Here is a 14290-nt window from a genome sequence, read left to right on the forward strand (position 1 = left end):
GTGACAATATGTTAGCACAAATCAATCGAGTTGCTTTTGAGCTTGTAGGAATTCCTATCTACTGGTATGCATTGATTATCGTATCAGGAATCATTATTGCTATGTGGCTCAGCAGCAGAGAAGCTGTTCGGGTAGGATTAAAAGCAGATGACGTGACAGATTTTATGTTGTGGGGATTGCCGATTTCCATTATTGGTGCCCGCTTGTATTATGTTTTATTCGATCTTCCCCAATATATAGCTGATCCAATCCAAATATTCAATATCCGTTCAGGAGGATTAGCGATTTACGGGGGATTGATTGCAGGTGCAATCACACTGTACTTTTTTACCAAATATCATTTTATTTCTTTGTGGACCTTTTTAGATATCGCTGCACCAAGTGTATTACTGGCGCAGGCAATCGGACGATGGGGAAATTTCATGAACCACGAAGCGTATGGTCCAGACACGACTCGAAGTTTCTTAGAAAGTCTGCATTTACCGCAATTCATCATTGATAACATGTATATCGAAGGGATCTATCGACAACCAACCTTTCTTTATGAATCGCTTTGGAGCTTGATTGGATTTATTCTGCTTTTGGTTTTGCGGAAGAAACCACATCTTTTGAAAAAAGGAGAAGTCCTTTTATGTTATCTAATGTGGTATAGTTTCGGACGTTTCTTTATCGAAGGATTACGCACAGACAGCCTTTACTTTTTAGGTGTGATCCGCATTTCTCAATTATTGTCTGCTGTTTTATTTGTCGGCACATTGATTCTGTTTATTTGGCGTAGAAAAAAAGGAAATTTACCGGATTATGACCGCTCATTAGGAAAAAATCAACAAATTATTTGATTTTCAGAGCGTTAAAAATGAAAAAAATTTCAGGAGTGGTAAAATGAATTATAGAGTAGCGGTTTTAGGACCAGGCTCTTGGGGGACTGCTTTGGCACAAGTCCTCGCTGAAAACGGACATGACGTTCGGATTTGGGGACATCGTGCTTCACAAGTAGAAGAAATCAACACCCAACACACCAATCAACGTTATTTACCAGATCATCATCTACCCGATTCCATCCGAGCATTCACCGATATGGAAGATGCAGTAAAAGATGCAGATGCGGTACTATTCGTTATCCCGACGAAAGCAATACGTTCTGTTGCAAAAGAACTAGTTGCCAAATTGAATACGAAGCCAGTGATCATCCATGCAAGTAAGGGATTAGAACAGGGAACGCATAAAAGAATCTCTGAAATCTTGTTAGAGGAAATCCCGACAGAAAAAAGAAAAGCTGTTGCTGTTCTTTCTGGGCCAAGCCATGCGGAAGAAGTAGCAAAGCATGACATTACGACGATCACAGCGGCAAGCACAGATGCAAAAGCAGCAAAATATGTACAAGAGCTGTTCATGAACCATTATTTTCGAATCTATACCAACCCTGATGTGATTGGTGTAGAGATGGGGGCAGCTTTGAAAAATATCATTGCCATTGGAGCTGGTGCTATTCACGGCTTAGGGTTTGGTGATAATGCAAAAGCGGCAATCATGACGCGCGGATTAGCTGAGATCAGCCGTTTAGGTGTAGCAATGGGTGCCAACCCGCTGACCTTTATTGGCTTAAGCGGAGTAGGCGATCTAGTCGTTACTTGCACAAGTGTTCATTCCAGAAACTGGCGCGCAGGCAACTTGTTAGGACAAGGACAGCCTCTAGAAGAGGTGCTAGCCAATATGGGAATGGTCGTTGAAGGTGTGAATACTACTCAAGCAGCGATGGAACTAGCCCAAATGATGGAAATCGAAATGCCCATCACTCAAACAATCTATGAAGTGCTGTATGAGCAAAAAGAAATCAAAACAGCCGCAAAAGAAATCATGTTACGTGATGGGAAAAAAGAAAATGAATTCTCATTAACAATTTTTTGAAGGAGCGAATGTATATGAAAGTAAAAAAAGCAGTTATTCCAGCAGCAGGATTAGGAACAAGATTTTTACCAGCAACAAAGGCGATGGCAAAGGAAATGTTGCCAATCGTGGACAAACCAACGATCCAATTCATCGTTGAAGAAGCGTTGAAATCAGGAATCGAAGACATCTTGATCGTTACAGGAAAAGCTAAACGACCAATCGAAGATCACTTTGATTCAAATATCGAATTAGAAACAAACCTAAGTGAAAAAGGAAAAACTGAATTATTGAAATTAGTAGAAGAAACGACAGATGTCAATTTGCATTTCATCCGTCAATCTCATCCAAAGGGGTTAGGACACGCCGTTCTTCAAGCAAGAGCCTTTATTGGAAATGAACCGTTTGTCGTTATGCTAGGCGATGATATCATGGAAGACGAAGTACCATTGACACAGCAATTGATCGATGACTATGAACGTACACACGCTTCTACGATTGCTGTTATGCAAGTTCCTCACGATGAAACTTCAAAATACGGAATTATCAACCCAGGGGAAGTACTGGAAGATGGGTTATACAATGTCAAAAACTTTGTTGAGAAACCAGATCCAAGCAAAGCACCAAGTGATTTAGCTATTATTGGGCGTTACTTATTGACTCCAGAAATCTTTGATGTATTATCAGAACAACAACCAGGTGCTGGAAATGAGATCCAACTAACTGACGCAATCGATACGTTGAATAAAACACAACGCGTATTTGCCCGTAAATTCACAGGTAAACGTTATGACGTTGGTGACAAATTTGGTTTTATGAAAACAAGTATTGAATATGGTCTGACACATCCAGAAGTAGGGGCACCTTTGCGTGAATACATCATGTCTTTAGGTAAAACATTAGAAGCAGAAGGAAGCAAGATCGATCATAATCCAAAAGGAATAACAGAAATCAAAGAAGAAAAGAAAAAATAATCTTTTTTTCTAACGAGCTTCAGCTGCTAATTGAATAAAAAGTAGTTGAAGCTCGTTTTTATTTGTTTAAAAAACACGAAAATGCTATCCTTATAGAAAAGAGAGACAAGAAGGGAGTTTGATCATGTCAGGAGGAGAAATTGCAGGATTGATCGCAGCAATCGCCTTTGCGATACTTGTCGTTTTCATCGTTCGCGTATTGTTGCAAGTTTCCAAAACTTTAGAAAAAGTAGACCAGACTGTCGCAGAAGCAAATACGACAATTGAGATCGTCACACAAGACGTAGATCTTTTATCTAGACAAGTAGAAGGGTTGCTGGTCAAAAGTAATGAGCTGCTCTTGGATATCAATGGAAAAGTCGCAACGATCGATCCATTGTTCACAGCAGTTGCTGATTTAAGTGAAAGTGTATCGGAACTTAATCATTCTAGTAAAAACATCGTGACGAAAGTCGGCGGAATCGGAAAAACGACAGCTAAAGCGACTGTTGCCGGAAAAGTCGGTGGAACAGCGATGAAATTTTTTAAAAACAAAAAACATACTGAAACGACAGGAGGAAAATAAGAATGGCTAAAAAAGGTGGATTTTTATTAGGTGCAGTAGTTGGAGGTACAGCCGCAGCAATCGCCGCATTATTGTTAGCACCCAAATCTGGTAAAGAACTTCGGGATGAATTGGCTGCTCAAGCAGACGATCTGATGGATATGGCTTCAGATTACACAGATATGGCAAAAGAAAAATCATCTGAGTTAACAGGGATTGCAAAAGAAAAAGCGCAAGATCTTTCTCAACAAGCAGGGGATCTAGCAGGCAATGTTAAGCAGAAGGTAAGTGAATCAGCAGAGGAAGCAGGAAGCGAATCAGATGATATCTTGTTAAACCTCAAAGAACAATCAGCTGATTTATCTAATCGTTTCAAAAAAACAGCAGAAGATCTGAAAAAACCAGCAGACGAATTAGGAAGTATTGCTAAAGATACTTCAGAAGATATCATGATCGATGTAAAAGATGCTGCAGGTAAAGCAGGAGAGACGGTCAATGAAGGAATGTCAGAAGCAAAACCAGTTGCAGATGACACAAAAGAAATGTTGAAAATGGCAAAAGAAGATGCAAAAGAAGCTAAAAAAGAAATGAAAGATACAATGACAGATTCGACTACCAATCACTAAGAATACTCATTTCTAGAATAAAAAGGTGAGAGCTGACCAGCTCTCACCTTTTTTATTTTCATTACTCTAAAACAAGTAATTCTTTTGGTGTAGTCGTGAATGGCACACAACCATCACTTGTCACATACACACAATCTTCGATACGTACCCCTACTTTTTCAGGAATATAGATTCCTGGTTCAAGAGAGAAGCACATCCCTTCTTCGATCACTAAGTTGTTTCCTTCTACAAGAGAAGGGAATTCGTGGACGGTTGTTCCGATTCCGTGACCTAAACGGTGATTGAAATATTCGCCGTAGCCATAGCTGTTGATCACGTTTCGTGCGATTTGATCAAGTTCACCTGCTGTCACACCTGGGCGAACTGAGTCTTGTGCGGCAAGCTGTGCTTCAAGAGTGATGTTGTAGATTTTTTCTTGGAATTCTGTTGGTTTTTGATAAGCCACTGTACGAGTAGCATCACTGCAATAGCCATTCCAAACAACGCCAAGATCGAATAACACTAGTTCATTTGGTGAAACCTTCGTGCTTCCTGGTGTACCATGAGGGCTTGCAGCATTTGCTCCTGCAAGGACTAATGTGTCGAAAGACATTTGTGAAACACCTTGTTTTTTTAATTGGTATTCGATTTCTGCGATAATTGCTTGTTCCGTTACGCCTTCTTTTACTGTTTTGAAGCCAATTTCAAAGGCAACATCGGCCCATTTACCAGCTTCGATCAGTTTGTCTTTTTCTTCTACCGTTTTGATCAGTTGCAGACGCTGGATAATAGAAGTTAGATCGGTGTAAGAATCTGTACCTGTCAAGATATCAGAGATAGCATCGAAGCGATCGACAGTCAGAGCATTCTTTTCAATCCCTACATTACCAGGTTGCCCATAGCGTGCGCGAAGCTCTTTTCCGATGATTTCCCAAGGGTTTTCGCTGTCTAAGTAGCCACGTACATCGTACGCCCAGCTGCTGTTTTGAGCATCTTCAACTTCCAGAGCAGGAGTGAAAAGGAAAGGATCTTGTTCAAGAGGGATAAAAAGAGCTAGTACACGCTCGTGAGGATCACTTTCATATCCGGAAAAGTAAGCGATGTGGCCAGGGTCGCTGATATAAGCCAATTCTACTTGGTGTTGTGCCATCCATTGACGTAGTTCATTGATTTTTACGTTATTCATTTGGCAACCTACTTTCTAAATTAATTTTGTATTCAATAATTGTACCACTGATTGATTAAAAGACCAACGTTCTTAAAACTGAAAAAAGTAAAAATTTTCATGAAAACAGAGATAAAACGGTTGCAATTGTTGAGATTATTTGATATCCTATTTTAGAAATGTAAGACGTATTTTCAGAAAACATATAAAATATGAATAGGAGAACACAAATGGAAAAGCAAACAATCACTATCTATGATGTAGCGAGAGAGGCAAATGTTTCGATGGCTACTGTTTCACGTGTCGTAAATGGCAATCCAAACGTCAAACCAGCAACAAGAAAAAAAGTCTTGGAAGTTATCGATCGCTTGGATTATCGTCCAAATGCAGTCGCACGTGGCTTGGCAAGTAAGAAAACAACAACAGTTGGCGTAATCATTCCTGATGTCAGCAATATGTTCTTTGCCTCTTTAGCACGTGGTATCGACGATGTGGCAACAATGTACAAATACAATATCATCTTAGCAAACTCAGATGGTAACGATCAAAAAGAAGTCAATGTATTGAATAATTTATTGGCTAAGCAAGTGGACGGTGTGATCTTTATGGGTCACCATATCACAGACGAAATCCGTGGAGAATTTTCACGTTCAAAAACGCCTGTTGTACTAGCTGGTTCCATTGATCCAGATGAACAAGTAGGGAGCGTAAACATTGATTATGTATCAGCAACAAAAGATGCAGTAAATAAATTAGCAAAAAGCGGCAATAAAAAAATTGCTTTTGTCAGCGGTGCGCTGATTGATCCTATCAATGGTCAAAACCGTCTAAAAGGCTATAAAGAAGCATTAAGCGAAAACAATCTACCATATAGCGAAGGATTGATCTTTGAGGCACAATACAACTTTAAAGATGGTCTGTCTCTAGTTGACCGGATTCATAATAGCGGTGCAACAGCTGTCTATGTTTCAGACGATGAATTAGCCATTGGTATCTTGGATGGTTTATTAGACCGCGGCGTAAAAGTACCAGAAGAATTCGAAATCATCACAAGCAACAATTCTTTACTGACAGAAGTAGCTCGTCCTCGTTTGACAAGTATCACACAACCATTATACGATTTAGGAGCGGTATCCATGCGCCTATTGACGAAAATGATGAATAAAGAAGAAGTCGAAGAAAAAACGATTATCTTGCCTTATGGAATCGAAGAAAAAGGATCAACTAAATAATAAAAGATCAATCATTTAAAGGTTGTTCCAAAAGTGGTCAGCTTCTGGAACAACGTTTATACGAGAAAAGGGGTTATGACAAAATTTTGTCATAACCCCTTTTTTTTGTGACTTTAAAAAAAGAGAGAATGGCGGAAACAAACCTTACGTCCATCGTATACGACACAATCTGTGCGTAGATGCTACATTTTGTTCACTACTATCAAAATTACTTTAAAATGAAAACGTGATAAAAAAGAAAGTAGAAAAGTAGATAAGTAACTCTAAAAAATTCAAAAAAATCCAAGCCCGATTGCGTACTTATCTTAAAGGAGAAACAATCCATCATACCTAACCCGAAAGGAGACTTCTATTTGCCTAAGAAAAGCCGAAAGACCATAGTCATCATTTTGACCATTCTTACTATAGGAATCGGAGGAAAATTTTACATGGACAAAAGAGAAGTACAAAGACAGAAAGATTTACTCGCAGTAGAAAAACAATCTGTCAAAGTTCTGAAAAATACCTTTGCGGATATCAAAGAAGTGAAGATTGAAAAATCTGCTCGAAATGAAATGACGGGTTCATACCGGATAGTTATTCTAATGACTAATAAACAAGATCAATCGATTTATTTTTCTTATAGTTTTTGGAAAGAAAGAAATGAGATAGGAAGTTACGGAATAGTTGATGAAAAAAAGCAAAAAGAAGGAAATACGCTCAATAAAGTTAAAGTAACTTACTCTAATGGAAATGAGGAAAGTATTTAATGATTACTGACAAACAATATAGTGAATTAAGTGATGCTGTTTACTGGCTAGATCCTAAACATAGAGACTATGTACCTGAAATGCAAGAAAATTTAAGTTTTAAAATTAACGGTACTATGTATAAAATCCTAAAAATCAAAGACTCATTGGACGGTATGCAGGCGATGGCTGTAGCGCCAATCGTCCATAGCAAATTGGAGAATAAAAATTTCAAAAATAAAAAAATTCTTGCCAATTTTCGCGTACTTAAATAATGAAGGTGTCAATACTTACATAAAAAGAAAGGAGGCACGTTCTTGTCTCGGAAAATAAGAAAACTCAGCTTAGCCATTTTTTTAATCGTCATATTAGGAATCGGAGGGAAAGTCTACATGGACAAAAGAGAAGCGCAAAGACAGCAAGATTTACTCGCAGTAGAAAAACAGTCAGTCAAAGTTCTGAAAAATACCTTTGCGGATATCAAGGAAGTGAAGGTAGAAGAATTTAAAAAAAACCCTGTCACCGGACTGTCTCTTATACACATCTAGATGTGTATAAGAGACAGGACAAAAGAGAAGCACAAAGACAGAAAGATTTACTCGCAGTAGAAAAACAGTCAGTCAAAGTTCTGAAAAATACCTTTGCGGATATCAAGGAAGTGAAGATTGAACGTACTGGATACAATAATATAACCGGTTTTTATCACACCATTGTGATATTAACCAATATTGAAGGTAAATCTGTAACTTTTGATTATGGTTTCATCAAAAATGATACCGAATTAAGTGGTTTTGCAGTTGTAAATGAAAAAATACAAAAAGAAGGAAAAACTAAAAATAAAATTAAAGTGATATATTCGAATGAGGAGGAGGAAATAATTTGACTATAACAGAAAAAAATTACAATAAGCTTAGTAATATAGTTTATTTATTAGACCCGAAGCATAAAAATTATGCATCTTATTTAAAAGAAGCTGGAATTTATAGTTTCGGCAATACAAAATTCCAAATCCTAAAAATCAAAGACTCATTGGACGGCATGCAGGCGATGGCTGTAGCGCCAATCGTCCATAGCAAATTGGAGAATAAAAATTTCAAAAATAAAAAAATTCTTGCCAATTTTTGCGTACTTAAATAATGAAGATATCAATACTTACATAAAAAGAAAGGAGGCACGTTCTTGTCACGGAAAATAAGAAAACGCAGCTTAGCCATTTTTTTAATCGTCATATTAGGAATCGGAGGGAAAGTCTACATGGACAAAAGAGAAGCGCAAAAACAGCAAGATTTACTCGCAGTAGAAAAACAGTCAGTCAAAGTTCTGAAAAATACCTTTGCGGATATCAAGGAAGTGAAGGTAGAAGAATTTAAAAAAAACCCTGTCACCGGAAGTTATGGTGCACTTGTGACAATGACAAATAATGAAGGGAAATCTGTTTATTTTGATTATAGTTTTTGGAAGGAGAGAAATGAACTTGGTGGCTTTGGCATTGAGAACAGAGAGGTACAAAAGACAGGAGTCACTATAAAAAGAGTAAAAGTAATTTTTTCTAACGGACAGGAGGAGTTAGTATGACAATAAACGATAAGCATTACAATGATATTAGTGAGAAGGTTTATTGGCTAGATCCCAAATATCCCCGCTACAATGAGGGATACAAAAAGAACTCTGTTAAAGAATTTGCTGGTATGGAATTCCAAATCCTAAAAATCAAAGACTCATTGGATGGCATGCAGGCGATGGCTGTAGCGCCAATCAAGAACGGTAAAGTGGATATTTCTCAAGTAGTGATTGCTTTTGCAGGAACGAACTTAAGTGATTGGAAAGATTTGGAAACGGATGCAAGGAGTATCATGAATCTCTATGGGAATAGACCAGGAGCAAGTTTTTCTGAAAAAGCAACAACAAACAAGATTTTATCCGTTAGTGGATTGAAAACAGCGGGGCAAATCAATTCAGCGATTGCATTTGCTAATGAAGTAAAAAAGGAATATGGAGAAGCTGCTATTTCTACTACCGGCCATTCATTAGGTGGATTCTTAGCATTATATGTAGCAGCAGAGAAACAATGGAAAAATGTCGGCTTCAACGGGCCGGACCCGTTTGATCTCTTATCACCAGAAGCAAAAAAATGGGTGGAAGAAAATCCCGGTATGCTCACCAATTACCGAAATCACGCCGATTTTATCGGTAATTTTGGTGGTAATGGCACAGGTGCTGAAGTTCGGATCAGTATGGAAACAGAATTCTTGAATCTGCTTGCTTCCCACAGTTTAACCTCTTGGAAGTTTGATGAAAATGGAAAGCTGATTATTCCTGAAAATGAAAACAATGTTGAAGCTCGAAAACAACAGAAAGAAAACCAAGCGACCCAGTTGTTTTCCTATCAGTTGCAAGAACTGAACAACATACGCAAAAAACTACGATTAAGTGGCGGCCGGCTGACAGTTAAAGAACAAATTTACTTAGATGACACACAAGCTAGGTTAGTAGTGGGAAAGTTATCGGCAAAAATGAAAAGCGCTATGGAAGAAGTTATCCGCATCAATCAAAGAGGAATTTTTGAGCTAGAGAAAAAATGGCTAGAAGGCTTGCGACAAGCACGTTTTGTCGCCCCTTCGTTGACTGAACAGGAAATCATAGAAGCATTAGCTAGTGTGGGCGCTACAAAAGAAAACTTAGTCGATTCTGCGAAAGAAGTCTATCTGCTGCGAATCAATAAGGCAAGACGTATGGGGGAGGCCTTTGATACATTGGCGAAGGAGATCCAAGACAAAATCAATGAAATCGTGGCACGAGATCGAGAATTAGCACAGCAATTCAATTAAAGGAGAAGTAGATGAAACTAGAAGAATTGGAAAGAGATTATCGAAGTGAACGAAGACAATTAGAAGCTCAAGAAGATGAATTGATCCACTTTAAGAATCAAGGATTACGATTGATGGAGCAAGAGGAGCAGCGACTGCATCATGTATTAAAGAACTTAGCTTTAGATAATGAGCCTCTGTTTCAAGCAAGACGAAGTTATTCGAATTATCAGGAGCATTATCAACAAGCCCTACAAGTAGAACGACGAAAACTCTATCAGCAGCAAGACGAACTAGAACGTTCCTATCGTCAAAAAATCAGACAAATAACTATGGAGAAATCATCTTATGAATGAATTTTTAATGCAATTACTAAAAGAATTAGAGAAAAATCTACATCGATCAAATGTACGTTCAGTTGGGATGGGGGTATCTCAGCAAATTTGGGCAGAAAAACGATTGACAGATCAAAACCACCAAATGACTGCAGAAGAAGCTGCTCAAGAATTTTCTAACCGACATGCACACTTGAAAGAATCAGTAAAAGGACAATTTGCAGAAAAACTAACCGAATTATTCCAAAGACAAGAAAAGGAATTAAAACAGTTTCGTTAGTAAAGTTATATAGAAAAATTTTGTGAAAATGGCTTTTCACATTTTTGTATAAATTTGACTTATTATTGTAGATGTAAGCTTTTGAACACCGTTTATTCGGAAAAAGGGAGCTGCGACAAGATTTTTGTCGCAGCTCCCTTTATTTCTGATTAATCTATTAGATCAATCATCTTTATCGTCTGATTCTTTGGTCTCTGGATTCGCTCTAGCATAAGCTGAAGCGGTGTTCCAGTAATCTGTATAGTTTTCATCAGTACCGCCAACGCCGAATTTAAAGGCGCTTTTCTTCGGACCATTTTTCGCCCAAAGTGATTCAACTGTTTTTCCTGGCGTTTGGATAGATTTTTTATTGACAGTAACTTTTCCAGCTGTTTGTCCTGTAAACCCAGATACTTTTTTCTTCATCACATCAGATGATAAGTCAAATTTCTCATCAGTGCCGAAAATCTCAGGGTTTGCTTGGTAAGCTTGATTGATTAGATTGGCAAGATAATTAGCCGAACGTATCCTTGCTTGGCTGTCCATTCCAGTATTGTCATCGTGTCCTGCCCAGCTACTGATAGTGATAGATGGAGTTGAGACGATCAGCCATGAATCTCGGTATTCATTGGTAGAACCAGTTTTTCCGACCCAATCTGCTTTTCCTAGGTTTCCGTTTAAGCTTGAGATGACATCTTTGAATGGTGTAGTGATTTTTTCATTGATCACACTACGCATCATGTCATTCATGATCGATGCCGTTGCTTCGGAATAAATACGGACAGAATTACTTTCATGTTTATAAATCACATTACCTGCATTATCTGTGATGGAATCAATGATATAGCCTTCTTCATAGACTCCACCATTTGCTAAGGCCTGGAATCCATTTGTCTGTTGAAGCGTCGTTACATCTACTGTCCCTAAAGGAGCAGATTCAACGCCCCAATTATCATTTGCTGGGTAGTTCATCTTCGCCAAGTAGTGCTCGTAAGCATATTGTTTCGATCCACCGGAATTCAATACGTCTTGGTATAAGTGATAAGCTGGAATATTGTTGGACCATTCCAGTGACTCACGGACGGTTTGGAAGGTGTTCGACCCTTCATTGGTCGCATTGACGATTTTCTCACCAGCATTTTCTCCTTCCTGCCAAGTCGTTGCATAATCTGATACACGGGATTCTGATCCGACAAGTCCCATATCGATTGCAGGACCGTAAACAAGAACCGGTTTGATGGATGAACCAGCTTGACGTTCTGTATCAAAGGCGTGGTTATTTTGATTCTGGCTGTAATTACGGCCACCCACGAATCCATAGATACGTCCAGTCCTATTGTCCATCAATACATTTCCAGTCTCCACTTGGCTCCCAGCACCATCATCTAACATGTAGCCATAATTTTCTACGCCGGTTTGCAATGCAGCATAGATGTCTTTATCGATCGTCGAATGGATCGTATATCCTTTGTTTTGGATCGTTTGCTGTGCTTTTTGATAATAAGCTTCAGTGACCGATGAATCTGACATATCAGCATTATCTTTTTCTGCCAATTGTTGTGCAATAATCCTTGTTGCTTCGTTCATCACGGTATAATACAAGAATTCTCTGTCAGTCTGTTCCGCGATTTGTTGTGGGAGAAAGTCTTTTGTAAGATCATAGGCTTTCGCTTCTTCGTATTGTTCTTTCGTAATTTGTCCTTCACGGTACATACTGAATAAAACAAAATCTTTTCTGGCAAGACCGGCAGAAAGATCTTCTTTTAGCGCGCCTGTATTCGTGTATGGACTATACGTGATAGGGCTTTGAGGCAAACCAGCGATATAAGCAGCTTGTGGCAGAGTCACATCTTTTGCATCTACACCAAAGATTCCTCTAGCAGCTTCTTGGACTCCAGCAATATTTTGCCCCTTATTGTTCCGACCAAATGGCGAGACATTCAAATACGTAGCAATGATCTCATCTTTTGAAAAATGTTTTTCTACTTGTGCAGAAAGAACGATCTCGTTTGCTTTACGTTTGAATGTTGTTTCATCGGTTAGGATCTGCTGTTTGACTAATTGCTGTGTCAAAGTGGATCCTCCAGACGAGCCGATGCCAGTAGCTTCTGAAACTAATGCTCGTAAAACAGCTTTAGGGACATAACCTTGGTGTTTATCGAAGTATTCATCTTCTGTACTGATAATTGCGGTTTTCAATAAAGGCGAAATCTTATCAGATGAAATAGTCGTACGCATCAGATCTGTCTGGATTTTTGATATCTCTGTATTATCTGCATAAACGATCTTTGACGTTTCCGTAATGTTTCCTAGTTCTGTCTGCAGTTCTTTTTTAGTCGGCAATTGTGTATCTTCGACAAGATAGGCAAAGTAGCCAGCACCTATTCCGATACCTAGAGCTGCGAACAACAAAAGAAGAACAGTAATAAAAACAGTCAATGATTGAAAGACTCTAAAAATAATCTTAGGAACAAACCATTTTTCTTTTTTTCTTCTATTCTGTTTTTTTCGAGTATTTTTGCGTGGCAAAAGGGTCACCTCAACTAATGGTTTTATTTCGCTAATTATAGCAAATAATAGGACAAAAAAACAGACAAGGCTGTTTTTGACAGGAATTTCTTTTTCGAATGAGATAAAACATGAGAAAATGATCTTTTTTATGAAAGAGTTCTTAAGCTTTTCTTTAGAGAAAGTTTCAGTTACTATGGAGAACAGGGCAAAGAAAAACAAACCATTTTCTTTGTACATCATCTTACCAATATATAGGAATTGTTCGAAACAATTACCTTTCAAGGAGGAATCCATCCATGTTATTAGGCTCACACGTCAGCATGAGCGGAAAGAAAATGCTGTTAGGCGCGGCAGAAGAAGCAGCCAGTTACGGATCTTCGACCTTTATGATCTATACAGGTGCTCCTCAAAATACTAGAAGAAAAGCTATCGAAGAGATGAATATTGATGCCGGAAAAGCATTTATGACAGAAAACGGACTAACAAATATCGTCGTTCATGCACCTTATATCATTAATTTGGGAAATACGATCAAACCAGAAATGTTTCCATTTGCTGTACAATTCCTGAGAGAAGAGATTGTCCGTGCGGAAGCTTTAGGTGCTACTCAAATCACCCTTCACCCAGGCGCTCATGTAGGAGCAGGGGCAGAAGCTGGGATTGCTAGAATTATTGAGGGTTTGAATGAAGTTTTGACAAAAGAACAGACGGCACAGATCGCTTTGGAGACGATGGCAGGGAAAGGTACGGAAATCGGTCGAACATTTGAGGAACTAGCGCAAATCATTGATGGAGTAAAATTGAATGAAAAATTATCGGTTACTTTTGATACATGTCATACGAATGATGCCGGATATAATATAAAAGAAGATTTTTCAGGTGTAATGGAAGAGTTTGATAAGGTCATCGGATTAGATCGGCTTAAAGTACTCCATATCAATGATTCTAAAAATCCACAAGGTTCTCATAAAGATCGGCATGCCAATATCGGTTTTGGAACAATTGGATTTGACACATTGAACAAGATCGTCCATGATCCAATGTTTGACAGTATTTCGAAAATCTTAGAAACCCCATATGTCGGCAAAGATAAAAAGAAAGCTTACGCACCGTATGGAAAAGAAATTGCCATGTTCAAAGCGCAAGCATTCGATCCCGAAGTGTTCCCTGAGTTATTAGCAGAAGAAGTCACACTTTAAGTTTTCTATCTGACAGCAACAAAAAAGGATTGGGCAGTCTGCCT

17 protein-coding genes and 1 pseudogene are annotated in these 14290 nt (G+C 38.5%); 16 read left to right on the forward strand and 2 right to left on the reverse strand.

From position 1 onward, the window contains the following. Nucleotides 1–8 precede the first annotated feature (8 nt). The 5 genes from lgt to A5816_RS01875 all read left to right on the forward strand — a co-directional run bounded on the left by lgt (nucleotide 9) and on the right by A5816_RS01875 (nucleotide 4031). The gene (gene lgt / locus A5816_RS01855; protein ID WP_002308605.1) at nucleotides 9–839 is read left to right on the forward strand and encodes a prolipoprotein diacylglyceryl transferase; all 831 of its coding nucleotides are present in this window, start codon (nucleotides 9–11) and stop codon (nucleotides 837–839) included. 43 nt (nucleotides 840–882) lie between these two features. Continuing rightward, on the forward strand, nucleotides 883–1908 hold the full coding sequence (locus A5816_RS01860; protein ID WP_002340896.1) for an NAD(P)H-dependent glycerol-3-phosphate dehydrogenase: 1026 nt from the start codon (nucleotides 883–885) through the stop codon (nucleotides 1906–1908). A gap of 14 nt (nucleotides 1909–1922) precedes the next feature. Further along, nucleotides 1923–2861 (forward strand): UTP--glucose-1-phosphate uridylyltransferase GalU, encoded by a 939-nt coding sequence (galU, locus tag A5816_RS01865; protein WP_002291647.1) that lies wholly within the window; start codon nucleotides 1923–1925, stop codon nucleotides 2859–2861. 124 nt (nucleotides 2862–2985) lie between these two features. Beyond that, nucleotides 2986–3426, forward strand: a complete 441-nt coding sequence (locus A5816_RS01870) for a DUF948 domain-containing protein (protein ID WP_002308608.1) — start codon at nucleotides 2986–2988, stop codon at nucleotides 3424–3426. A 2-nt stretch (nucleotides 3427–3428) separates the two neighbouring features. Continuing rightward, entirely contained in the window at nucleotides 3429–4031 is a 603-nt protein-coding gene (locus tag A5816_RS01875; RefSeq protein WP_002400529.1) for a YtxH domain-containing protein, read from the forward strand. A gap of 61 nt (nucleotides 4032–4092) precedes the next feature. Here A5816_RS01875 and A5816_RS01880 read toward each other — a convergent pair whose 3' ends face one another. Further along, nucleotides 4093–5196, reverse strand: a complete 1104-nt coding sequence (locus A5816_RS01880; protein ID WP_086310551.1) for an aminopeptidase P family protein — start codon at nucleotides 5194–5196, stop codon at nucleotides 4093–4095. A gap of 209 nt (nucleotides 5197–5405) precedes the next feature. Between A5816_RS01880 and ccpA the strand changes: the two genes are divergently transcribed. From ccpA to A5816_RS01930, 10 genes and pseudogenes are all read left to right on the forward strand, one after another. Continuing rightward, nucleotides 5406–6407 (forward strand): catabolite control protein A, encoded by a 1002-nt coding sequence (ccpA, locus tag A5816_RS01885; protein WP_002291653.1) that lies wholly within the window; start codon nucleotides 5406–5408, stop codon nucleotides 6405–6407. A gap of 353 nt (nucleotides 6408–6760) precedes the next feature. Further along, nucleotides 6761–7156, forward strand: coding sequence for a hypothetical protein (locus tag A5816_RS01890; protein WP_086310552.1), 396 nt, complete (start codon nucleotides 6761–6763; stop codon nucleotides 7154–7156). Then, on the forward strand, nucleotides 7156–7410 hold the full coding sequence (locus tag A5816_RS01895) for a hypothetical protein (protein WP_086310553.1): 255 nt from the start codon (nucleotides 7156–7158) through the stop codon (nucleotides 7408–7410). The genes A5816_RS01890 and A5816_RS01895 overlap by 1 nt, the downstream gene beginning before the upstream one ends. Before the next feature lie 42 nt (nucleotides 7411–7452). Beyond that, a pseudogene (locus tag A5816_RS01900) lies at nucleotides 7453–7664 on the forward strand (hypothetical protein); the annotation flags it as partial. A gap of 21 nt (nucleotides 7665–7685) precedes the next feature. Further along, nucleotides 7686–8018, forward strand: a complete 333-nt coding sequence (locus A5816_RS01905) for a hypothetical protein (RefSeq protein ID WP_086310554.1) — start codon at nucleotides 7686–7688, stop codon at nucleotides 8016–8018. Continuing rightward, entirely contained in the window at nucleotides 8015–8272 is a 258-nt protein-coding gene (locus A5816_RS01910) for a hypothetical protein (RefSeq protein ID WP_086310555.1), read from the forward strand. The genes A5816_RS01905 and A5816_RS01910 overlap by 4 nt, the downstream gene beginning before the upstream one ends. 42 nt (nucleotides 8273–8314) lie before the next feature. Then, nucleotides 8315–8710 carry a hypothetical protein gene (locus tag A5816_RS01915; RefSeq protein ID WP_038398514.1) on the forward strand — a complete coding sequence of 132 codons (396 nt, stop codon included), beginning with the start codon at nucleotides 8315–8317 and terminating at the stop codon, nucleotides 8708–8710. Continuing rightward, complete coding sequence (locus A5816_RS01920; RefSeq protein WP_086310556.1) at nucleotides 8707–9963, forward strand: lipase; 1257 nt, start codon at nucleotides 8707–8709, stop codon at nucleotides 9961–9963. Before A5816_RS01915 ends, A5816_RS01920 begins: the two co-directional genes overlap by 4 nt. Before the next feature lie 11 nt (nucleotides 9964–9974). Beyond that, nucleotides 9975–10298 carry a hypothetical protein gene (locus A5816_RS01925; RefSeq protein ID WP_002305582.1) on the forward strand — a complete coding sequence of 108 codons (324 nt, stop codon included), beginning with the start codon at nucleotides 9975–9977 and terminating at the stop codon, nucleotides 10296–10298. Beyond that, nucleotides 10291–10557, forward strand: coding sequence for a hypothetical protein (locus A5816_RS01930; RefSeq protein ID WP_010732160.1), 267 nt, complete (start codon nucleotides 10291–10293; stop codon nucleotides 10555–10557). The genes A5816_RS01925 and A5816_RS01930 overlap by 8 nt, the downstream gene beginning before the upstream one ends. A gap of 162 nt (nucleotides 10558–10719) precedes the next feature. Here A5816_RS01930 and A5816_RS01935 read toward each other — a convergent pair whose 3' ends face one another. After that, nucleotides 10720–13065, reverse strand: coding sequence for a transglycosylase domain-containing protein (locus tag A5816_RS01935; RefSeq protein WP_086310557.1), 2346 nt, complete (start codon nucleotides 13063–13065; stop codon nucleotides 10720–10722). Between the two features lie 278 nt (nucleotides 13066–13343). On the opposite strand from A5816_RS01935, the gene A5816_RS01940 reads away from it, so the two are divergent. After that, entirely contained in the window at nucleotides 13344–14246 is a 903-nt protein-coding gene (locus A5816_RS01940) for a deoxyribonuclease IV (RefSeq protein ID WP_086310558.1), read from the forward strand. Nucleotides 14247–14290 lie beyond the last annotated feature (44 nt).

The sequence above is a fragment of the Enterococcus sp. 3G1_DIV0629 genome (assembly GCF_002141285.1).
GTDB lineage: Bacteria > Bacillota > Bacilli > Lactobacillales > Enterococcaceae > Enterococcus_B > Enterococcus_B lactis.

Coding starts and splice junctions, on each gene's coding strand:
- lgt (WP_002308605.1), top strand. CDS start 9: ATGTTAGCACAAATCAATCGAGTTGCTTTTGAGCTTGTAGGAATTCCT.
- A5816_RS01860 (WP_002340896.1), top strand. CDS start 883: ATGAATTATAGAGTAGCGGTTTTAGGACCAGGCTCTTGGGGGACTGCT.
- galU (WP_002291647.1), top strand. CDS start 1,923: ATGAAAGTAAAAAAAGCAGTTATTCCAGCAGCAGGATTAGGAACAAGA.
- A5816_RS01870 (WP_002308608.1), top strand. CDS start 2,986: ATGTCAGGAGGAGAAATTGCAGGATTGATCGCAGCAATCGCCTTTGCG.
- A5816_RS01875 (WP_002400529.1), top strand. CDS start 3,429: ATGGCTAAAAAAGGTGGATTTTTATTAGGTGCAGTAGTTGGAGGTACA.
- A5816_RS01880 (WP_086310551.1), bottom strand. CDS start 5,196: ATGAATAACGTAAAAATCAATGAACTACGTCAATGGATGGCACAACAC.
- ccpA (WP_002291653.1), top strand. CDS start 5,406: ATGGAAAAGCAAACAATCACTATCTATGATGTAGCGAGAGAGGCAAAT.
- A5816_RS01895 (WP_086310553.1), top strand. CDS start 7,156: ATGATTACTGACAAACAATATAGTGAATTAAGTGATGCTGTTTACTGG.
- A5816_RS01920 (WP_086310556.1), top strand. CDS start 8,707: ATGACAATAAACGATAAGCATTACAATGATATTAGTGAGAAGGTTTAT.
- A5816_RS01925 (WP_002305582.1), top strand. CDS start 9,975: ATGAAACTAGAAGAATTGGAAAGAGATTATCGAAGTGAACGAAGACAA.
- A5816_RS01930 (WP_010732160.1), top strand. CDS start 10,291: ATGAATGAATTTTTAATGCAATTACTAAAAGAATTAGAGAAAAATCTA.
- A5816_RS01940 (WP_086310558.1), top strand. CDS start 13,344: ATGTTATTAGGCTCACACGTCAGCATGAGCGGAAAGAAAATGCTGTTA.